General features: G+C 65.3%; 20 protein-coding genes. 11 read left to right on the top strand and 9 right to left on the bottom strand.

Going from position 1 to position 21,050, the window contains the following annotated elements; translation table 11 throughout:
* Positions 1–58: 58 nt before the first annotated feature.
* Together chrA and HH800_RS16315 are read left to right on the top strand one after the other, a co-directional pair.
* Positions 59–1,249 (top strand): chromate efflux transporter, encoded by a 1,191-nt coding sequence (gene chrA, locus HH800_RS16320; protein WP_169861706.1) that lies wholly within the window; start codon positions 59–61, stop codon positions 1,247–1,249.
* Between the two features lie 88 nt (positions 1,250–1,337).
* Positions 1,338–2,318 (top strand): phosphatase PAP2 family protein, encoded by a 981-nt coding sequence (locus HH800_RS16315; protein WP_169861705.1) that lies wholly within the window; start codon positions 1,338–1,340, stop codon positions 2,316–2,318.
* Positions 2,319–2,320: 2 nt separating this feature from the next.
* On the opposite strand, the gene HH800_RS16310 is transcribed toward HH800_RS16315, so the two are convergent.
* From HH800_RS16310 to HH800_RS16285, 6 genes are all read right to left on the bottom strand, one after another.
* Positions 2,321–3,697, bottom strand: a complete 1,377-nt coding sequence (locus HH800_RS16310) for an amidohydrolase (protein ID WP_169861704.1) — start codon at positions 3,695–3,697, stop codon at positions 2,321–2,323.
* 83 nt (positions 3,698–3,780) lie between these two features.
* Entirely contained in the window at positions 3,781–4,077 is a 297-nt protein-coding gene (locus tag HH800_RS16305; RefSeq protein ID WP_169861703.1) for a type II toxin-antitoxin system RelE/ParE family toxin, read from the bottom strand.
* Positions 4,074–4,319: a type II toxin-antitoxin system ParD family antitoxin gene (locus HH800_RS16300; RefSeq protein WP_037517932.1), complete on the bottom strand. Its 246-nt coding sequence runs from the start codon at positions 4,317–4,319 to the stop codon at positions 4,074–4,076. The genes HH800_RS16305 and HH800_RS16300 overlap by 4 nt, the downstream gene beginning before the upstream one ends.
* Before the next feature lie 68 nt (positions 4,320–4,387).
* On the bottom strand, positions 4,388–5,902 hold the full coding sequence (locus tag HH800_RS16295; RefSeq protein ID WP_169861702.1) for a S10 family peptidase: 1,515 nt from the start codon (positions 5,900–5,902) through the stop codon (positions 4,388–4,390).
* A 66-nt stretch (positions 5,903–5,968) separates the two neighbouring features.
* Entirely contained in the window at positions 5,969–7,267 is a 1,299-nt protein-coding gene (locus HH800_RS16290; protein WP_169861701.1) for an MFS transporter, read from the bottom strand.
* Between the two features lie 122 nt (positions 7,268–7,389).
* Entirely contained in the window at positions 7,390–8,787 is a 1,398-nt protein-coding gene (locus tag HH800_RS16285) for a helix-turn-helix domain-containing protein (RefSeq protein ID WP_169861700.1), read from the bottom strand.
* 147 nt (positions 8,788–8,934) lie between these two features.
* Here HH800_RS16285 and HH800_RS16280 point away from each other — a divergent pair, with 147 nt between their 5' ends.
* Entirely contained in the window at positions 8,935–10,527 is a 1,593-nt protein-coding gene (locus HH800_RS16280; RefSeq protein ID WP_169861699.1) for an isocitrate lyase, read from the top strand.
* 443 nt (positions 10,528–10,970) lie between these two features.
* Here HH800_RS16280 and HH800_RS16275 read toward each other — a convergent pair whose 3' ends face one another.
* From HH800_RS16275 to HH800_RS16265, 3 genes are all read right to left on the bottom strand, one after another.
* Positions 10,971–12,779, bottom strand: a complete 1,809-nt coding sequence (locus tag HH800_RS16275) for a DUF885 domain-containing protein (RefSeq protein ID WP_169861698.1) — start codon at positions 12,777–12,779, stop codon at positions 10,971–10,973.
* 343 nt (positions 12,780–13,122) lie between these two features.
* Entirely contained in the window at positions 13,123–13,410 is a 288-nt protein-coding gene (locus HH800_RS16270) for a LysR family transcriptional regulator (protein ID WP_169863353.1), read from the bottom strand.
* A 165-nt stretch (positions 13,411–13,575) separates the two neighbouring features.
* Entirely contained in the window at positions 13,576–14,040 is a 465-nt protein-coding gene (locus tag HH800_RS16265; RefSeq protein ID WP_169861697.1) for a hypothetical protein, read from the bottom strand.
* Positions 14,041–14,685: 645 nt separating this feature from the next.
* On the opposite strand from HH800_RS16265, the gene HH800_RS16260 reads away from it, so the two are divergent.
* From HH800_RS16260 to HH800_RS16225, 8 genes are all read left to right on the top strand, one after another.
* The gene (locus HH800_RS16260) at positions 14,686–15,372 is read left to right on the top strand and encodes a glutathione S-transferase family protein (protein ID WP_169861696.1); all 687 of its coding nucleotides are present in this window, start codon (positions 14,686–14,688) and stop codon (positions 15,370–15,372) included.
* A 99-nt stretch (positions 15,373–15,471) separates the two neighbouring features.
* Positions 15,472–16,923 carry a 3-isopropylmalate dehydratase large subunit gene (gene leuC / locus HH800_RS16255; RefSeq protein WP_169861695.1) on the top strand — a complete coding sequence of 484 codons (1,452 nt, stop codon included), beginning with the start codon at positions 15,472–15,474 and terminating at the stop codon, positions 16,921–16,923.
* A gap of 109 nt (positions 16,924–17,032) precedes the next feature.
* Positions 17,033–17,626, top strand: a complete 594-nt coding sequence (gene leuD, locus HH800_RS16250; protein ID WP_004210902.1) for a 3-isopropylmalate dehydratase small subunit — start codon at positions 17,033–17,035, stop codon at positions 17,624–17,626.
* Between the two features lie 57 nt (positions 17,627–17,683).
* Positions 17,684–18,007: a DUF1476 domain-containing protein gene (locus HH800_RS16245; RefSeq protein WP_004210904.1), complete on the top strand. Its 324-nt coding sequence runs from the start codon at positions 17,684–17,686 to the stop codon at positions 18,005–18,007.
* A gap of 13 nt (positions 18,008–18,020) precedes the next feature.
* Positions 18,021–18,254 (top strand): BolA/IbaG family iron-sulfur metabolism protein, encoded by a 234-nt coding sequence (locus HH800_RS16240; RefSeq protein ID WP_037510601.1) that lies wholly within the window; start codon positions 18,021–18,023, stop codon positions 18,252–18,254.
* 65 nt (positions 18,255–18,319) lie between these two features.
* Positions 18,320–18,652, top strand: a complete 333-nt coding sequence (gene grxD, locus HH800_RS16235) for a Grx4 family monothiol glutaredoxin (RefSeq protein WP_004210908.1) — start codon at positions 18,320–18,322, stop codon at positions 18,650–18,652.
* A gap of 434 nt (positions 18,653–19,086) precedes the next feature.
* On the top strand, positions 19,087–19,455 hold the full coding sequence (locus HH800_RS16230) for a BlaI/MecI/CopY family transcriptional regulator (RefSeq protein WP_004210924.1): 369 nt from the start codon (positions 19,087–19,089) through the stop codon (positions 19,453–19,455).
* On the top strand, positions 19,452–21,050 hold the full coding sequence (locus tag HH800_RS16225) for a M56 family metallopeptidase (RefSeq protein WP_169861694.1): 1,599 nt from the start codon (positions 19,452–19,454) through the stop codon (positions 21,048–21,050). The genes HH800_RS16230 and HH800_RS16225 overlap by 4 nt, the downstream gene beginning before the upstream one ends.

Below are 21,050 nucleotides of genomic sequence, written 5' to 3'. Positions count from 1 at the left end.
GGCGATGATCGTCCAAGTTCCGCTCCATGAGCCGCGCCTGCGGCAGGAGCCGATGACGATGACGACACTGGATGATGGTCCACCGCCGATCCGCCTTTTCCCGCTGTTCCTGAAATTCCTGCGCTTTGGCTGCCTGGCCTTTGGCGGGCCGGTCGCGCAGATCGCGATGTTGCGCCAGACCTTGGTCGAGGAGGAGCGCTGGCTGTCCGGGCCGCGCTTCAACCGCTTGCTGGCGGTGATGCAGATATTGCCGGGGCCGGAGGCGCATGAATTGTGCGTCCATATGGGGATGATGGCGCGCGGGCGGATCGGCGGGCTGCTGGCGGGGCTGGGCTTCATGCTGCCCGGTCTGCTGCTGATGCTGGTCGCCGCCTGGCTCTATCGCGACTGGATTGCCGGCGCGGGCTGGGCGCTGCCGGTACTGTTCGGCATCCAGCTGGTGGTGCTGGCGATCATCGCGCGCGCGGTGCAGCGGATCGGCGGCCATGTGCTGGAGGACCGGCTGCTCTGGGCACTGGCGATCGGCGCCTTTGCCGCGACTTTGCTGGGCACGCCTTTCTGGATTCCGCTGCTGGCGGCGGGGCTGGTCTATGGCTTTCGCGCGCGGCCGATGGTCATTGGCGTGGTGCTGGTCGGGGCGGTCATGCTGGCGCTGTTGCTGCACAAAGGAACAGTGGCGGTCGCGCCGATCCCGATGGCGGCTGGCGCCGCGCGTCCCGACATGCTGCTGTTGTTCATTGCCGGGCTGAAGGGCGGGCTGCTGACCTTTGGCGGCGCCTATACCGCCATTCCCTATGTGCGCGGGGATACGGTCGGGCGTGGCTGGCTGTCGGACGGGCTGTTCCTCGACGGGGTGGCGCTGGCGGGGATATTGCCCGCGCCGCTGGTGATCTTCGCGACCTTTGCCGGCTATATGGCCGGCGGCCTGGGCGGCGCGCTGGCGATCACGGCGGGCATGTTCCTGCCGGCCTTCGCCTTTTCCCTGATCTTCTATGAGCGACTGGAGGCGCTGGTCGAAAATCCGGCGCTCCATCATTTGCTCGCCGGGGTCGCGGCAGCGGTGGTCGGGGTGATCGCGGCGACACTGGTGCAACTGGGCTGGGCTGCGGCGATACGGGCGGAGCGGCTCTGGGCCGCCGGCCTGATCCTGCTGGTCGGCGCGCTCTGCGCCTGGCGGATCAAGGGGCGGTGGAGCATGCCGGCGATCATAATGCTGGGCGGCGGCGCGGGCTGGCTGTTGCAGCCCTGACAGGGGGCGCTCCGCAACGGTTCATCGCAGCTTAAGCACGGGAGGCGGATGGGCGGCATTTCGGCCTTTCTTCCCGGACATAAGCGTGATGCCGTCGATCGAAACCTCCTGGCCCCTGGCTGAGCCTGTTGCCGCGCAGACGGTGCGTCTGGTGCCGATCGTCACGCGACCATTGGCGATCCGGCGGCATTTTCTGGCGGCGCTGGGCGGGAGCATGCTGCTGCTCGCCCTGCTGTTGGACATGGCTGACCTGCGCATCGATTTCTGGCAGCCGAGCAGCATCGCCTATGGCGCGGCGGCGGCGCTGTTGCTGGTGCTGCGCTTCGGTCTGCCGCGCAGCGGCTGGCGCCATGCCGGGGTAGTGGCGCCATTTGCCACCTATGTCGGCCTGTTCACGCTGATCTCGGTCATGGGCGCGGCGGCCAGCTATCCCGTGGCGGCGCTCACCCATGGCTATGCCGACGCGACCTTGCAGCGCATCGACGAAGCACTGGGGTTCGACTGGCTCCATTGGTATCGGCTGACGGCGTCGCACCGGACACTCCAATTCCTGGAAACGGCCGCCTATCGCAGCATCTATGTGACGCCGGCGCTGCTGCTATGGTGCATGGCGCGGGCGGGCGAGCAGGAACGGGCCTGGCGTTTCATCGCCACTTTCTGGCTGGCGGCGGTCATCACCCTGATCCTGTTCAGCCTGATGCCGGCGGTTGGGCCATTCTCCTATCTGTGGCACGAACCGATCCGCTACATGCCCGAAAGCGAGCTGTGGCAGCAGGGGCTGATCCCGGCGCTGCGGACGCATGCGGTCCATGCCATCGACCTGGGGCAGTTGCGCGGCATCGTGTCGGCGCCCAGCTTCCATACCGCGGCGGCGGTGCTGTATATCGCGGCGGGCTGGCGGATCGCAGCGCTACGCTGGCCGATTGTCGCGCTCAACGCGGCGATGCTGCTATCGACCCCGGTCGAGGGCACCCATTATCTGGTCGACATGATCCTGGGGCTGGGCGTGGCGCTGACCGCGCTGGCGCTGATGGAGGTTCATCGGCGCCGCTGCGCGGTCAGCGTATAAGCTCAATCCTTCTTCAGGATATCCATGGCGAGGACGGTCATCGCCTCGCTGGCGGTGGCGATGACCTTGTCGGCCTCCGGCGCCCAGAACGGACTGTGCAGCGAGGGCAGGGTGATCTGGCCGGCCTCGGCTGCCGCTATCTTGTCCGCCGGCACGCCGCCGACCCAGAAGATGAAGCTGTTGATCGACTTGTCGGCGCGGTAGAAGCGGCCGAAATCCTCGCCGCCCATCACCGCCGGGGTCTTGACCACGCGGCCCTCGGCGAAATGCCCCTTGAGCAGCGCGCCCATCTGTTCTGCAAATTCGGGCGGGTTGTAGGTGGACGGGGTAAACTCGTCCTTGACGCTGACGACCGGCATCTTGTCGTCGGGCACGCCCGCCGCAATCGCCTCGCCACGGGCGATCCGCTCGATCCCCTTGATCAGCTTGGCGCGGGTCTCGTCCGAATAGCTGCGCACGGTCAACAGCAGCAGCGCCTGGTCGGGGATGATATTGTGCTTGGCGCCAGCCTGGAAGCTGCCGACGGTCACCACGGCGGGATCCTGCGGATCCTGTTCGCGGCTGACCAGGGTCTGCAGCGAGGTGACGATGCGCGAACCCAGCACGATCGGGTCGCGGGTCGTCTGCGGATAGGCGCCATGGCCGCCCAGCCCCTTCACCACGATATCGACGCTGTCGACATTGGCGAGAGCATAGCCCGGCGTATAGCCGACGACGCCGGCCTGGAGATTGGCGGCGTCATGGAAGGCGATGGCATGGGTCGGGCGCGGGAAGCGGGTGTAGAGCCCGTCCTCCAGCATGTCGCGCGCGCCCTTGCCCACTTCCTCGGCCGGCTGGAGGATCATCACCAGCGTGCCCTTCCACTTGTCCTTCTGGCTGGACAGCAGCTTGGCGGTCTCGATGAAGGCGGTCATGTGGGTGTCATGGCCGCAGGCGTGCATCACGCCGGTCTCGACCCCCTCGGGCGTCTTGGTGCGGACCTTGGACGCGAAGTCGAGGCCGGTCTGCTCGACCACCGGCAGGCCGTCCATGTCGGCGCGGATGAGGAGGACAGGGCCCGAGCCATTCTTCATCACCGCGACGACGCCGGTGCCGCCGACCTTCTCGGTCACGTCAAACTTCATCGCTTTCAGGCGCTTGGCCAGCTTGGCGGCGGTGTTCACCTCCTGCAGCGAAAGTTCGGGATTGGCGTGCAGGTCGCGATAGAGGGTCATCAGCCCCTCCATGTCCCTGGCGATCAGGCCAGGCAGTTCGCTCTGCGGCGTGGGCGTGGGCTGCACCATGGCCGGCTGAGCCAGCGGCGGTGCAGTCGGGGTTTGGGCGACGGCGATGGACGAAAAGCTGACAGCGGCCAGAAAGGCCGTGAGCGCGTGGCGCATATGATTGAATCTCCCTTGCTGGGCAGGAGCATAAGGGGATTTTACGGGCGTTAAAGGGGGATTGTTACGGCTTTGCGCGGAACTTAGTCCGGGTCGAGCAGGGGGAGGTAATCGCTGGCACCATGACGGACATGCAGCACAATGACGCGATCAGGTTCGACCCGATAGAAGATCAGATAGCGGCCATGGACGCGCCGCCTTATGCCCAGATCGGCATAGCGTTCGACCAAAGGAAAGGCCTCCGGGAAGGAAGCGAGGCCAAGGCAATTGTCGCGCAGTTCGCGCAGGAAAGTCAGGGCGCGGGGCGGATTATCCCGTGCGATATGATCGGCGATCGCCACTAGGTCACATTCCGCTTCCGCGGACAGTTCGACCTTCATGGAACGGCGCGGTATTTCGCCTCAAGGCGATCGAACACCGAAGCGGCGTCGCTGGTGCGGCCGGCATCCGCATCGGCCAGTCCTCGGCCGATAGAGGCATCCAGCGCGGCGAGCTTCGTCTCGCGTTCCTGGATCAGGCGCACGCCTTCGCGCAACACCTCGCTCTTGCTGTTGTAGCGGCCGGTTTCGACCAGGCCGGCCACGAAGGCTTCCAGTTGCTTGCCCAGATCCGCGCTAATCATCCGATATCCTTTCGGAGTGGCAATCTAGGCGCTTTATCAACTGTTATCAATCGTGGCCGGCGCTATGGTCAGCGCGCGTTGATGAACGCCCGGATGTCCGCGCTCAGCTTGCGCAGGTCGTCGGGGCGGACATACATCATGTGGCCGGCATCATAATAATGATACTCGATCCGCGCGGGATCGAAGCCGGTTCGGCTCATCGCATATTCGGCGCCGAAGAAGGGGGTGGCGAAATCATACCAGCCCTGGCCGACGAACACCTTGAGCCCGCTATTCTCGCGCAGCGCCTTGCTGAGATAGGGGGCGACGCTGGCGTAAACTTCGCTGTCGCGGCCGCGCTGGCCCTGCAGCTTCCAGTCCCAGCCGCTGACCCCGCCGATCGTCACATAGCTGCGGTCGGTCTTGTACTTCAGCTCGTCGCGGGCATAGCTGTTCATCGCCGCGGTATAGGCGCCGTCGATCGCGTAGAAGCTGGGATCATTGTCCGGCTCTTCGCCGGCCGCATCATAATCCTTGCCGGTATAGCGCGTGTCGAGGCGGCCGATGCTCACCCCGCGATCGCGCAGCAATTCCTTGTAGAAACGGCCGGGCGAAATGCGCAGTTCGGCATGGTCGACAAACTGCTCCGACAGGCCGGTGAGGCGGGCCAGTTCGGTGCGGACGCTGGCGCGTTCCTGGTCCGACAGCTGGTTGCCCTTGAGCAGCGCGGCGGCATAGGGGCCGATCGCGAAGGCGCGTGCCTGCTGGGCGGCTTCGGCGACGGTCGCGGGCGGATTGCCCATCTTCTTGTGATACCAGGCGGTCGTCGCCATCGAGGGGAGGTTGAGGATATAGGGCATTTCATTGCCCTGCACCTCGGCCGATGCGCCGAAGTCGAGGATCGACGAGATCAGGATGATGCCGTTGACCGCGACGTCATTATAGCTGCCCTCCAGCTCGTTGATGAGCGCGACCGAACGGGTGGTGCCATAGCTTTCGCCGCCGATGAACTTCGGCGAGGACCAGCGGCCATTCTCATTGAGCCACAGGCGGATATAGTCGGCGATCGACTTGGCGTCGGCCGACACCCCCCAATAATCCTTGGGATCCTTCTTGCCGATGGCGTGGGAAAAGCCGGTGCCGACCGGATCGATGAAGACGAGGTCGGTGACGTCGAGCAGCGATTCCGCATTGTCGATCAGCGGATAGGGCGGCGCGCCGTCATCCTGTGCGTCGGGGAGCACCACGCGCTTGGGGCCGAAGGCGCCCATGTGCAGCCAGAGCGAGCCCGAGCCGGGGCCGCCATTATAGAGGAAGGTGATCGGCCGCTTCTTGTCGCCGCCATCCTTGACATAGGCGGTGGCATAGATCGCCGCGAGCGGCTTGCCGTCCTTGTCCTTCAGATAGGTTTCGCCGGTGGTCGCGGTGTAGCTGATCGCCTTGCCGCCAAACACGCCTTTATGATGGGTGACCGAGACATTGGGGGCGGGCACGCCGGCCTCAACGGCCGGTGCCTCATCCTTCTTCTTGTCCCCGTCCTGGGCCTGGACGGCCATGGGCATGATGGCCAGCGCGAGCGCGGCCAGCGAAATCGTCAAACGCATTAAGGATGCTCCCCTTTCTTTTGTGGCGCATGCGCTAGCGGAGAGAGGGACGTGCGGGAAGGGGGCTCAGCAGGGCTGTTGTCGCTTTGGCGCGCTTTCGGGCAGGCGCCATAGCACCGGCAATACGCCGAGCGCCACGATCGCGATCAGCCATCCGGGCGCGGACGCCCATCCGCTTGCCTGTGTCAGCTGGTGCGACAAATAGGGGGTGAGGCCGCCGAACAGCGCCGTCGCGCCGGTGGCGCCAAAGGCCAGGCCGCTCAGCCGCCCTTCGCCGGGAAATTGCTCGGCCGTGGTCACGGCGCCGACCGCGCTCACCGCCCCGCCCAGCGCAGCCAGTAGGATCGCGCCGACCAGCGCGCCGCCCAATGCGCTGCCCTGCGCCATCAGGGCAAAGAGTAGGGCCGGCAGCGCCACGCCGGCGAGCGCCAGCGCGACCAGCACCGGCCGCCGCCCGATCCGGTCGGACAAGGCCCCGACCAGCGGCGTCACCAATATCACCACCAGTGCCGCCAGCGTCGAGAGTGTCAGCGCATCGGCCTCGCCCATGCGGCCAGTCCCGATCAGGAAGCTCGGCACATAGACGATGCCGACATAATAGGTGATCGACCCCAGCGCCGAAATGGCAAAGCCGCGGCCGATCGCCGGTCGATAGGCGCGCAGGCTGAGGCGCAGGGGCTGGGCCGGGATGCTGCCCCTCGCCCGCTGCGCCAGGAAATCGGGCGATTCCTCGATCCGCGACCGTGCCAGCAGGATGAGCGCCGCCAACCCTGCGCCGACCAGAAAGGGAATGCGCCAGCCCCAGTCGGCCAGCGTCGCCTCGTCCAGCAGCGCCACGGTCAGGGCGGACAGCGCCACTGCCAGCAGCCCGCCGACCTCGCTCGCCGCCGATGCCAGGGATGTGATGAGGCCCCGCCGGCCGGGCGGCGCGCCTTCCAGCAGATAGGCGACGACGCCGGTATATTCGCCCCCGACCGAGAAGGCCATGACACAGCGCAGCGCCAGCAGCAGCCAGCCCGCCGTCGCCCCGGCCTGCGCCTGCGTCGGCAGCAGCGCGGTCGCCAGCATCGCTGCGCTCATCAGCGCCATCGACAGCAACATGGTCGGCCGCCGGCCATGGCGATCGCCGATATGGCCGAAGATGATCGCGCCCAGCGGCCGCATCAGATAGGCGACCGCAAAGCCCGCCAGCACATGCCCCACGCCTGCCGCGCCGCCACCATAGAAGATGCGCGACAACAAGGTGGCGAGATAGAGATAGAGGGTGAAGTCATACCATTCGACGATGGTCGACAGCCCGGCAATCACCAGCGATCGCTTCGAGAGGCTCGGCGATGGCTCCATCGGTGGCATTTCCTCATCCATCAGGGCCTATCCCCATCCGTTCGCTTCGAGCCTGTCGAGAAGCGGTAAGCGCCGACCTAGCCGTTCCGCTTTGTTTCTCGACAAGCTCGAAACGAACGGAGACAGGTAAGCGCCTCATCTGCCTAACCATCGGCAAAGCCGAACGGCGCCCGCGTCCGCCGATAGTCGTCGGGCAGCATGTCGCGGCCGATCGGCGGGGCGGACCGGGCCATGCACTGGCTGCGGTGGCACAGGCGACAGGTGACGCCGATCGGCGTCGGTGCGGGCGGCGGCGCATCCTGGCTATAGACAAGCCGATGGGCATGGTCGGCCGCGCAGCACAGTGCGATCGCCCGCTCCACCTTGGCCGCGCCCCAGCTGCCGCCGCCGGCGGTCACGGTGCGCGCGATCGAGAAGAAACGCTGGCCGTCGGGCAGTTCCAGCCATTGCGTCACCACCTCGCGCGGCGTCTCGAATACGCGATGCACCGACCAGAGCGGGCAGGAACCGCCATGGCGGGCAAAGGGAAAGCCCGCCCCGTCCAGCCGCTTGGAGACATTGCCGGCCGGATCGACCCGCAGGAAGAAGAAGGGGACGCGCTCCTGTCCCGGCTTCTGCAGCGTGGTCAGCCGATGCGCCGCCTGCTCGAAGCTGACGCCGAACTGCCGGGCCAGCGCCTCGACATCATAGCGCCTGGCCTCCACCGCCTTGGCGAAGGCGGTATAGGGCATCAGGATCGCCGCCGCGCCATAGCCGGCCAGCGCCCGCCGGGCGAGCCGCCGCCCGCTCTCGCTGGCGAACTGTCCGTCCTTCAGTAGCGTATCGAAGCCCTTGCGCATCTCCAGATAGGCGATCTGCAACGCCAGTTGAAAGGCCGAGCTGGCGCCGTCCAGCGCATCGTCCAGCAGCACTGCGTCGCGATGCCGGTCGAGCCGCCGCATCGATCCTGCCATTACGTCCGACGGCAATCGCCGCACCCGTAAATTGTGCCGCGCCTTGAGCCAGCCCGACAAGCCACCCTCTGCCTCCGCTTCCGCCGCCAGCTTCTCGGCCGCATCGTCGAGCAGCGGAAAGCTGTTGCGCCGCGCAGCGATGAAGCGCCGCGCCTCCGCCACCGGATCGGCGCCATCCTCCTGCGGCTCCGCCTCCGCCCCCCGGTCCGCCAGCGCCAGATGCTCCTCGCGATAGCTGGTATAGAGCCGCAGCAAAGCCTCTGTAATGCCCGGATAATTGACCGCGACATCGCCGGTCGCCAGTTGCGGCAGGTCGATATCGGCGAACATCGGGTCTTTCAGCACCGCCTGCAGCCGCGCCGTCTGTTCCGCGCCGCCGTCGCCCGCCACCTCCGCCATGTCCAGCTTGTAGGTGCGGGCGAGGCGCAGCAGCATGTCGGCGGTCAGCGGTCGCTGATTGCGTTCCAGCAGCGCGACATAGGAGGCGCTGATCTCCAGATCATTGGCCATGTCCGCCTGGGTCAGGCCCAGCTCGCGCCGCAGCCGCCGCAATCGCGGCCCCATATAGACGGGACGATCCTTGGCCATGACACCGACTCCTGTACGCTCTTTACAACTTTACAGCAGATTTTTGTAAAGATCGACAACTGGACTTTGGCAGGGGTGCCGCACCCCATTTCCTGTGTCTACTTCGCTGTCATTCTTTCTTGCAGCTCACCCCAAGGGAATGACGACATGACCTATCAAAGTGAAATCGCGAAGGCCGACACGCTGATCGGCGGCCAGGGCCATTGGGACGGCATCGCGCCCGAATCCGTCGCCCGCATGCGCCTGCAGAACCGGTTCCAGAGCGGCCTCGACATCGCCCGCTATACCGCGAAGATCATGCGTGCCGACATGGCCGCCTATGATGCCGATCCGGCCAACTATACCCAGTCGCTGGGCTGCTGGCACGGCTTTATCGGCCAGCAGAAGATGATCTCCATCAAGAAGCATTTCGGCACCACCAAGGGCCGCTACCTCTATCTCTCGGGCTGGATGGTCGCGGCGCTGCGCAGCGAGTTCGGCCCGCTGCCCGACCAGTCGATGCATGAAAAGACCAGCGTCCCCGCGCTGATCGAGGAGCTCTACACCTTCCTGCGCCAGGCCGACGCCCGCGAGCTGGGCGGCCTGTTCCGCGATCTCGACAAGGCCCGCGCGGAAGGCGACGAGGTCAAGGCCGCCAAGCTCCAGCAGCAGATCGACAATTACGAAACCCATATCGTCCCGATCGTTGCCGACATCGACGCCGGCTTCGGCAATGCGGAGGCGACCTATCTGCTCGCCAAGAAGTTCATCGAGGCCGGCGCCTGCTGCATCCAGATCGAAAATCAGGTCTCGGACGAAAAACAGTGCGGCCATCAGGACGGCAAGGTCACGGTCCCGCATGAGGACTTCCTCGCGAAGATCCGGGCGGTCCGCTACGCCTTCCTGGAACTCGGGATCGACGATGGCGTGATCGTCGCGCGCACCGACTCGCTGGGCGCGGGCCTGACCAAGCAAATCGCCTTCACCCGGCAAGCGGGCGACATCGGCGACCTGTATAATGGCTTCCTCGATTGCGATCCGGTCGATGCAGGCGCGATCGGCCATGGTGACGTCCTCATCAGCCGCGATGGGCAGTTGATGAAGCCCAAGCGCCTGCCGTCGAACCTGTACCAGTTCCGCGCCGGCACCGGCGAGGATCGCTGTGTCCTCGACTGCATTACCGCGCTCCAGAACGGCGCCGACCTGCTGTGGATCGAGACCGAAAAGCCGCATATCGGCCAGATCGGCGGCATGGTCAGCCGCATCCGCGAGGTGATCCCCAATGCCAAGCTGGTCTATAATAACTCGCCCAGCTTCAACTGGACGCTGAACTTCCGCCAGCAGGTGTTCGACGCCTGGGAAGCGGCCGGCAAGGATGTCAGCGCCTATGACCGGGCGAGGCTGATGAGCGCGGACTATGACGCCACCGACCTCGGCATCGAAGCGGACGAACGCATCCGCACCTTCCAGAAGGACGCGGCGCGCGAGGCGGGTATTTTCCACCATCTCATCACCCTGCCGACCTATCACACGGCGGCGCTCAGCACCGACAATCTCGCGAAGGAATATTTCGGCGAGGCCGGCATGCTGGGTTACGTCAAGGGCGTGCAGCGGCAGGAAATCCGTCAGGGCATCGCCTGCGTGAAGCACCAGAATATGGCCGGCTCCGACATTGGCGACGACCATAAGGAATATTTCGCCGGCGAAGCCGCGCTCAAGGCCGGAGGCACCCACAACACGATGAATCAGTTTGCGGCCTAAAGGCCGCAGGGGGAACCAGTTCGCGGCCTAAGCCCTATCCCGTCATCCCCGCGAAAGCGGGGATCCATCTCCCGACCCCGCGTCAGGAACCAGCGTTGGGAGATGGGTTCCCGCTTTCGCGGGAATGACGAGTTGGACTTGACCGCAGGCGCCCCATCTTCCCGGCGATATCCCGATGCTCGCCGGGAAGATGGGTTCCGCAAGCGTAACAAGCATGGAAGATTGGAGTTTCGCGGCCGGGGCCGTGAAGACAGCCAGTTCGCGGGGAATTCGACACTCCCTTCGCGATTTGGGTGGAAGGACCCTCGACGGCCCGGTGGCGCACCACCGGGCCGTTTTTTTTTAATTTCGCCCACTCTGCTCCGTTCGCTTCGAGCGAAGTCGAGAAGTGCGTAGCGCAGTGCCCTCGTTTCTCGACAGGCTCGAAACGAACGGCGGTTGTGTCAGGCGATCCCCGCCCGCTGGCGCACGGCCTGCTTCAAGATGTCGAGCGGCATCGCGCCCAGCGTCAGCACTTCGTGGAACTGCTTGAGGTCGAACTTGTCCCCCTGCGCCGTCTTCACTTGCTCGCGCAGGTCGTTCCACACCGTATGGCCGATCTTGTAGCTGCATGCCTGGCCCGGCCAGACGGTGTAGCGGTCGATCTCGCCCTGGCTGCGGCCGCGCGCGATGCCGGTGGTGGCGATGAGGTAATCGGTCGCCTTCTCGCGGCTCCAGCGCTTGGCGTGCATGCCGCTGTCAACCACCAGCCGGGTGGCGCGGAACAGCAGCGACTGGAGATAGCCGACCTGGCCCAGCGGATCGCCCTTGTACATGCCCATCTCGTCGGCGAGCTGCTCGGAATAGAGCGCCCAGCCTTCGGAATAGCCGCTGTAGAAGCCGCGGCGGCGGATCATGGGAATCGAATCCGATTCCAGTGCTACCGTCACCTGCAGATGGTGGCCCGGCACCGCCTCATGATGGGTCAGCGTGGCGAGGCCGAACTTGGGCCGGTCGAACGTGTCGCGCAGGTTGATGAAATAGATGGCCGGCCGCGACCCGTCGAGCGAGGCGTTCTGATAATAGCCGCCCGGCGCGCCCGCCTGGATCGTGACCGGCACGCGGCGCACCTCGACCGGCGCCTTGGGCACGGTGTTGAACGCCTCGCCCAGCCGCGCCTGCATCGCCTTGATCTGGCTGTTGAGCTGCGCCAGCAGCGCCTCGCGGCCCGGATCGGTATTGGGGTAGAGCTGGTCGGGGCGCTTGTTGAGCGCGACCAGACGGTCGCCGACGCTGCCCTGGCTCATCCCTTCGCCCTTCAGGATCGCGTCGATCCGCGACGAGATGCTGGCGACCTGATCCAGGCCCATCTGGTGGATCTCGTCGCCGGTCAGCCGGGTCGTGGTCGCGGCTTCGGCGGCGGCGGCATAGAAGGCCTCGCCATCGGGCAGGCGCCAGCAGCCGGCGTCATGCACCGCCTTGGCGCGCAGCTGCTGCACCAGCGCACGCTGGCGATCGACCGCGGGGAAGACCTTCTCCGCGACGATCCTTTCCGCCTGCGCCGCGCGTTCGGGTGACAGGCCGGCGGCGGCCAGCTTCTTGGCGAAGCTCGCCACCAGCACGGTCTGCGCGGCGGGCTGGTCGCGCAGCGCCGCCTGCATCTTCATGGTGGTGTCGAGGATATAGTCGGGCGCGAACACGCCCTTGGCCGCGTCCGCCTTCTGTCGCTCCAGCTCGCCATCCATGCTGACGGGGAAGGCCTCCAAACGCGCCAGATAGGCGTCGGCATCGGCCGCGTCCTTCACCCGGTGCTGGCTGTCGAGGAAGTCGGGCGTCTCGCGATAGGAGCCGGTCAATTGGCTCAGGATATAGGGCGCATAGCGGCCCGCCGTCTCGCCATAGGCGAAACGCTCGCCACCCACGGCGCGGTCGAGCTGATAGGCGACGACATCATAGTCGAGCTGGCTGGCCGGGCTGAGCGCCGCGCGGTCCAGGCCTGCCAGTTGCTTCGCCTGCGTCTTGGTCCGGGCGAGGTCGCGCGCCGCGCCGGCGGCGCTGGTGTCGCTGAGCTTGCCGCGCAGCGCCGCGCGGGCACCGGTATCGAGGCCGAGGCGGGTCGCCTGTTCCGGGCTGTCGTCCAGCCGCTCATAGAAGAAGCCGTCCAGCATGGCGCGCAGGCGGGCATCCTGCGATCCCGGCTGCGCAAAGGCGCGCGGGGCGGATGCGGCCAGCGCCGTGGCGCCGCTGGTGGTGAGAAATTGGCGTCGGTTCACGAAATGCTCCCTGTTCTGGCCCTGGCACGAACGGTCGCCCGCCCGTCGGGGTCGCCTTAGTGCCGCGCCTGCAAGGGCTTGGCTATTATTTGTTTTACCGCGATTTCTTAATCGGCAATCGATGCCGATTGCTTGGAAATCGCTCTAGGGGCGAGGAGGAAATGACGCGACAGTTGAAAGTTCACACCGTCATGCGTCGTGATTTCGGGGCGATTTTGGCGACAACGCGCCTGTCGCGCGCCGGTGAAGCGACAGTGGAGCGACAGTGGAGCGACACTGAAGCGACACTGGGGTCACACCGAAGCGACAGCGACGCGACAGTCAGGCGACAGCCGGGCGACATTTACCGACCGATCGGCCCCTTATGTCGGCGGATCGGCGCGAGCGGATCAGCCCGGCGGGCGGCGTGGAGCGCCAGCGCATTGGCCCAGCAGCGGTCGAAGCCGGTGCCCGCGAGCCGATCGCGCAGCCGGTGCGCGCTGGAGCGGGACATGCCGACCATCTGCGCGGCATGGCTGATATTGCCGGTTTCGAGCCGCGCGGCGAGGAAGCGGCGCTGACGATCGGGCGTCCATTGGCGGCGAGAGCGCCGGGCAGTCGCGGCGGGCGAAGAGGTTGGTCCATCCGGCAGGATAGAACAGAAAATGCCCTGTGTAGGAAAGAGCAGGGGCGGAAGGGAGGGATAGCTGTCGGTCTGGAAGCGACCATTGTTCGTCATTCCCAGAATGATCCGCATCCCTGAAACCAGCCATTCATTCAGATGTCATTTGGAGGGCTGAATCACGAAATCTGATAGTTAGCCGCCGTTTGCAGGCGTGTCCTTAAGCCCACTCGGAGCAAATCGAGCTTCTCCGATATCCGAAGCGTGCTTGGTTGCAAAACGCCATACAAGCCCCGCCACGATGACGGTTGCGCCTGCCGTTACGCCCGCAAGCACAAGACTACCTTCACCCGACGATCGCCAGAAGAGAAACGCCGACGCTAACCCGACGGCCAGAACCACAAAAACGCCACTCAAACGTGGAGGTAAGTTTTCAGGCGCATCCGATCCATTTCGACTGCTACTGTTAAGGTAGTTTTGGAATATCAACAGAATCCAGAACACAGGACCTATGGCGCGGCCCAGATGCTTGACGTGGGGAGCAAGCGTCGGTTCCATCAGGTCAATATACCAGATCAAGAACCAAGCGCCCGCGACCATAAAAAACAGCACTTCAACGGCTTTCGCGAGGACGCTGCGCGCTCGTTCCATTTTTGTCATTCGGGAACTCTAAACCGAACGCTGAATCAGTCAACGTCCGCTAATGGGGCGATTGCTACCGGTCGATTTTTCTTCGCGGAGCGCCAGCTATCGCCGGTAATGTCTCCAAAAGCTGACTGACTAAAATCCACCCTTATTCGTCATTCCCGCGTAGGCGGGAATCCATCTCCTGACCTTGCATCTGGTCCCACGCTGGTGAGATGGATCCCGGCCTCCGCGGGGATGACGGCATAAAAATGGCCGTCCCCTGATCCACCCGTTCGTGTTGCCCAGCAGATCGAAATCAGGGTGCCGAAAGCCGTCCAGCCGCAACCGATCAGAAGCGCTCATTCCTTCTCCCGCTGGCGGGAGAAGGATAGAAGGATAGAAAGCCTTGCCGGTAAAGCCGGCTAGGCGAAGTTGGATGAGGGGCGCTTGTTTCAGAAGGCCCTCACCCTCCCACGCCTATGGCGCGGGGCCCTCCCTCTCCCGCGAACGGGAGAGGGTAAGCAACCGGTCCGCTTCCCACTCGCTCGTCAGGGGCATGCCGAGCTTCTTAATCCTGCCTGATAAGCTGAGCTTGTCAGACCCGTGGATCGTTCCGCCTGTCGGGCGGTTCCCCGTTGCGCTAAGGGGACGCGCACCACGCACAGGGGAGATTGATCGATGGCCTATACGCTCATCACCGCCAACCGGAATTATTCGAGCTGGTCGCTGCGGCCCTGGCTGCTGATGAAGGGGCTGGGGATCGATTTCGTCGATCGCATCGAGCCCTTTGCCGCGCCGGTCAATTACAGCGCCTTTCGCAGCTTTTCGCCGACGGGACAGGTGCCGGCGTTGATCGATGGTGATCGCACGGTTTGGGATTCGCTCGGCATCCTTCTCTATCTGACCGACCGGCATGCGGGCGTCTGGCCTGCCGATGCCGATGCGCGGGCCTTTGCCCAGTGTGCGGTGGCGGAAATGCACAGCGGCTTTTCCGCGCTGCGATCGACCTGCACCATGAATGTCGGGGTGCGGGTGGAGCTGAACCTGATCGAGCCGGCGCTGAACAAGGATATCGCCCGGCTGCGCGAACTCTGGGAGCAGGGACTGGCGCGCTTTGGCGGGCCCTATCTGGTCGGCGCGGAGTTCAGCGCGCTCGACGCCTTCTATGCGCCGGTCGCCTTCCGGGTGCGCAGCTATGGCCTGGACGTTGGGCCGATCGCGCGCGGCTGGGTCGAAACCATGCTGGCCCATCCCGCGATGCGCGAATGGGAACAGGCGGCGCTGGCCGAAACCTGGCGCGAGGAGGGCCATGAGGCGGAGCTGGCGGCGGTCGGCCGCGTGGTCGAGGATTATCGCGCGGCGTAACATTATTGCTTCAGCCTTGCGAAAAACGCACATTTTCTATCGCAAGGCCTGTTTCTCCCCCTTTCCCCTGGCGTCTTACGGGTCTAGGGGGAGGGGACCATGGTTAAGCCACGCACCCTCTATGAGAAGATCTGGGACGCGCATGTCGTTGAACGGCGTCCCGATGGAACCTGCCTGATCTATATCGATCGTCACCTCGTGCATGAAGTGACGAGCCCGCAGGCGTTTGAAGGCCTACGCCTTGCCGGGCGCAAGGTGCGCCGGCCCGACCTGACCCTTGCTGTCCCCGACCATAATCTGCCGACCACGCCGCGCCGCGACGCCGAGGGGCATCGCATCCCGATCGCCGACCCGGAAAGCGCGCAGCAGCTTGCCGCGCTGGAACGCAATGCGCCGGAGTTCGGCGTGCGCCTGATCGGTGACGCGGACCCGGAACAGGGCATCGTCCATGTCGTCGGCCCGGAACAGGGCTTCACCCTGCCGGGCACCACTCTGGTCTGTGGCGACAGCCATACCAGCTCGCACGGCGCGCTGGGCGCGCTGGCCTTCGGCATCGGCACGTCCGAGGTCGAGCATGTGCTGGCGACCCAGACGCTGCTGCTGAAGCAGTCGAAGACCATGCAGGTCGTGGTCGAGGGTGAGCTGGGCTATGGCGTCACCCCCAAGGATGTGGCGCTGGCAATCTGCGGCACGATCGGCACCGCCGGCGGCACCGGCTATGTCATGGAATATCGCGGGTCGGTGTTCCGCGACATGTCGATCGAGGGCCGCCTGACCGTCGCCAACATGTCGATCGAGGCGGGCGCCCGGTCCGGCCTGTTCGCGCCGGACGACAAGACCTTCGCCTATATCGAGGGCCGTCCGATGGCGCCCAAGGGCGCCGACTGGGATGCGGCCGTCGCCTGGTGGAAGACGCTGCACACGGATGAAGGCGCGGTGTTCGACAAGACCGTCGTTATCGACGCGGCCGACATCGTCCCCAACGTCACCTGGGGCACCAGCCCCGAGGATGTCGTGCCGGTGACCGGCGTGGTGCCGGATCCGGAAAGCTTCGCCGATGCGTCGAAGCGCGCCGCCGCGCAGAAGTCGCTCGACTATATGGGCCTGTCCGCAGGGCAGAAGATGGAAGATGTCGCGATCGAGCATGTCTTCATCGGCAGCTGCACCAACAGCCGGATCGAGGATCTGCGCGCCGCCGCCGGCCTGCTGAAAGGGCGGCATATCGCCGCCGGCATCAAGCATGCGATGGTCGTGCCGGGATCGGGCCTGGTCAAGCGCATGGCCGAGGCCGAGGGGCTGGACCGCATCTTCCTCGACGCCGGTTTCGAATGGCGCGAGCCGGGCTGTTCGGCATGCCTGGGCATGAATCCGGACAAGGTGCCGGCCGGCGAACGCTGCGCATCGACCAGCAACCGCAATTTCATGGGCCGCCAGGGTCCGGGATCGCGCACGCATCTGGTCTCGCCGGAAATGGCGGCGGCTGCGGCGCTGACCGGCCGGCTGACCGATGTGCGCGCATTGATGGGTGAAAAAGAGGGGATGGTCGCATGAAGAAGGTATTCTGGGTGCTGGCGCTGGGCGCGCTGGCCAGTGCGGCGATGGCCGCGACGCTGGGCCGCGCTGAGGACGGTCCCGCGGTGGAGGCGAAGCGGGCGCACTGATGGACAAGCTGACTACCGTTGACGGCCGAGCCTATCCGTTCGGGATGAAGAATGTCGACACCGACATCGTCATCCCGGCGCATTGGCTCAAGACGATTTCGCGCGCCGGCCTTGGCAAGGGCGCGTTCGAGGTGCTGCGCAAGGAACCGGGCAATGTCTTTGACGATCCCGAATATGCCGGCAGCCCGATTCTGATCGCGGGCGACAATTTCGGCTGCGGCTCCAGCCGTGAACATGCCGCCTGGGCGCTGGGCGATCTGGGCATCAAGGTGGTGATCGCGCCGAGCTTTTCCGACATTTTCTCGGGCAATGCGTTCAAGAACGGCATATTGACCGTGGTGCTGCCGCAGGAGGCGATCGACCGGCTGATGGAAGTCGCCAAGACTGACCCGATCCATGTCGATCTGGAGCAGCAGAGCGTTACCACCCAATATCAGGATCGCTTCAGCTTCGAGATCGACCCGTTCCGCAAGCATTGCCTGCTGGGCGGCCTGGATGAGATCGGCCTGACCCTGGACGAGGCGGATGTGATCGACGCGTTCGAGGCGAAGGATGCCGCTTTGCGCCCCTGGCTGGTGCCGGCCGTTGCCTAAAGGCGCGGTTCCGCCTATCTCTGAACGCGACAGACGCATTTCAACAGGGCTTCACGCATGACCACTTTCGACGACCGCGAGCGCGCATTTGAAAATATGTTCGCGCACGACCAGGAGATGCAGTTCCGCATCCAGGCGCGCCGCAACCGCCTGCTGGGCGAATGGGCGGCCGCGAAGATGGGCCTGACCCCTGAGGAAACCGACGCCTATGCCAAGGCCGTCGTGCAGGCCGATTTCGAGGAAGCGGGCGACGAGGATGTCATCCGCAAGCTGTTGGGCGACATGACCCAGGCCGGCCTCGACATCGACGAAGCCGGCGTGCGCACCGCGCTCGACGAGCAGGCGGTGATCGCCCGCCGCATGTTCATCGAAGCGCAGTAAGGCAGGTATCGCCATGCCGATGGCAGCAGACGATATTGCCGAGATGATCAAGACCGCGATCCCGGATGCGCAGGTCGAGATCACCGACCTTGCCGGCGACGGCGATCATTATGCGGCGAAGGTCGTGTCCGAGAGCTTTCGTGGGATGACTCGGGTGGCGCAGCAGCGCGCAGTCTATGCGGCGCTGGGCGGACGCATGGGCGGGGTGCTTCACGCCTTGCAACTGACCACCGCCGTTCCCAACTAACCGCCATAGCGACATATGCGTGCCGCCGCGCGGCGACGCCAGACAAGAGAATTGGACCCAGTGAAATGACCGACGCCGTGCAGCAGCGGATCGCCGACATCGTCAACGGTAATGACGTGGTGCTCTTCATGAAGGGCACGCCGCTCTTCCCCCAGTGCGGCTTTTCCAGCCGCGCGATCGCGATCCTGGAGCATCTGGGCGTGAATTACGAGACGGTGGACGTGCTCCAGGACCAGGCGGTTCGCCAGGGCATCAAGACCTTCTCCGACTGGCCGACCATTCCCCAGCTCTATGTGAAGGGTGAATTTGTCGGCGGCAGCGACATCATGATGGAAATGTACGAGGCCGGCGAGCTTCAGCAGCTGATGACCGACAACGGCGTCGCTGCGGCGAACTGATCGTTGGCTCAGGGCGAAAGATCATGGGGCGGTCCGCTGGTCGGGCCGCCCTTTTTCTTGTCTGCAGTGCGTGCATATGAAGCCGGCCAGGGACGGTTCAATGTGCTGCAAGTCCGGCTGGCGATAAGGTCTGTGAAAGCTTTGGGAGCGGCCACCGGGTGGGGGATGCCTGCGGAGACCGTGCCGGCATCCCCCGGGTAGTTGAACGGTGGGTATGTGGGAAGAGAAGCATCCAGCGTGCCAGAAGTGGAAAGCCACGCGTTCGTGCATGGTTCAAGGGTTAACGCCGCCAGTCGTCCGCTGTCGTTTGTAAGGTCGCCCGACACTTTCGTCGAAAAGCCATTTGGGCCGAGCCGCTTTCCTGATTGACTACATCCGTAATCGATGCGACTACATCTGTAGTTGGAGAGTCGGAACAGGGTCGGGATCAGGCAGTGAGCGAGAAGATCAGCGAAGCGGAACTGGTGGTGATGGAAGCGCTGTGGGAACAGGCGCCGGCAACCGCCAATGACGTCGCCGATCGCGTCACCGCCGAACGCGACTGGAGCCTGCAGACGGTCAAGACCTTGCTGTCGCGGCTGATGGCCAAGGAGGTGATCGCCGCCGACCAGGATGGCCGCCGCTTCCTCTATCGCCCGTTGGTGGCGCGCGAGGATTATGTGGCGAGCGAGTCCGGCCGGCTGGTCAATCGCCTGTTCGGCGGTCGCATCTCTCCCCTGGTCGCCCAGCTGGCGAGCCAGGACCAGTTGAGCGCGGATGATATCGCGGAGCTTGAGGAAATCCTGAAGGGGTTGAAATCATGAGCGTCTGGATGGCCGAAACGCTGATCGCCACGACCCTGCTGATGGCGATGGTGATGATGTTGCGACGCCCGGTGGCGCGCTGGCTGGGGGCGGGGGCGGCCTATTGGCTGTGGCTGCTGCCGCTGGCCCGCATGCTGTTGCCAACGCTTCCGCGCGAGGTTGCCGCGCCTTCGCCGCTGCATAATGTCGTGGACCAGGCGGGCCTGCCGGCGCTGCTGGAGATCGCGCCATCGCCCGCGGCACAGGCGGCCGCGACAAACATCCCCTGGCTGGAAATGGCGATCGGCCTGTGGGCGCTGGGCGTCGTCCTGTTCCTGGTCGTGCAGGCGATCGGCTATGCCCGGTTTCGCCGCGACATATTGGCCGGATCGACGCCGCTCGGCGAGGAAGGGCGCATCCGCCTGATCACCAGTCCGCAGGCATCGGGGCCGCTCGCCTTCGGTATTTTCCGGCCCTATATTGTCCTGCCGGCCGATTTCGGGCTGCGCTATGATGCGCAGGAGCAGGATATGGCGATCGCCCATGAACGCGCCCATCATGAGCGCGGCGATCTGGCCGCCAACATGGTCGCGCTGCTGCTGCTGGCGCTGCACTGGTGCAATCCGGTCGCCTGGATCGCCTATCGCGCCTATCGCGCCGATCAGGAAACCGCCTGCGACGCGCGCGTCCTCTCGCTCTACGGCCAGGATCAGGCCCATGCCTATGGCCGCGCCATATTGAAGGCCGCCGGTGGTCGCCAATTTGCCGGCGCCTGCCATCTCACCCGCATCACCACGCTCAAGGGGAGGCTGAAAATGCTTTCGAGCCATGAAACATCGTTGAAGCGCATCAGTTGGGGCATGGCCGCCGTCGCCATGGTCGTTGCCACGGGCCTGGCCCTTACCGCGTCGGGCAGCCGCGCCGCGCAGCAGATGGCGGCGATCACCGACAAGGTCGATCAGGCCGATTTCGCCAAGCTGACCAACCTGGTGTCGCAGCCCGTATCGGCGCGGGAGGCCCTGCCGCAGGCCGCGCCGGTTCCCGCCGCCGCGCCCGTGCCGGCGGCAGCGCCCGCGCCGGTCGCCCATGCCGATCGCGTGCCGCCTGCACCGCCCGTGCCGCCGGTTCCGGCCGCCGACATCGTGCCCCCGGTTCCGCCGGTCCCGCCCGTGCCGCCGGTGACGGTGCGCAGCGAGCCGGGACGGGTGATCGTCACCCATGCCAATGGCCGGGTTGAAACCCATCGCATCCCGACCGAGGCGGAGATTGCCCGCATGGTGCCGGTGGTCGACGTGCGCGAAGGCTGCGAGGGTGACAAGGTCACCAGCCATCGCGAATTTGTCGATGCCAATGGCCGCCGCAACATCCGGGTGCGCATCTGCGAGCGGGCGATCGAGGCGCAGGCCCGCAAGGCGGAGCGGATCGCCATGCTGAACGCCCGCGATGCCGAGCGCATGTCCCGCAATGCCGAACGGGCAGGGCGCAATGCCGCGCGCGCCGGGCTGACCGCCGCCCGTGCCCAGATCGCCGCCAGCCGCATGCCGGAAAGCGATCGGGCCGAGGCACTGCGCGACATTGACCAGGAACTGGCCGACCTCGATCGCAATCCGGACTGA

It is taken from the genome of Sphingobium yanoikuyae (assembly GCF_013001025.1).
GTDB lineage: Bacteria > Pseudomonadota > Alphaproteobacteria > Sphingomonadales > Sphingomonadaceae > Sphingobium > Sphingobium yanoikuyae_A.
This window is presented reverse-complemented; position numbering and strand designations above follow the sequence as displayed.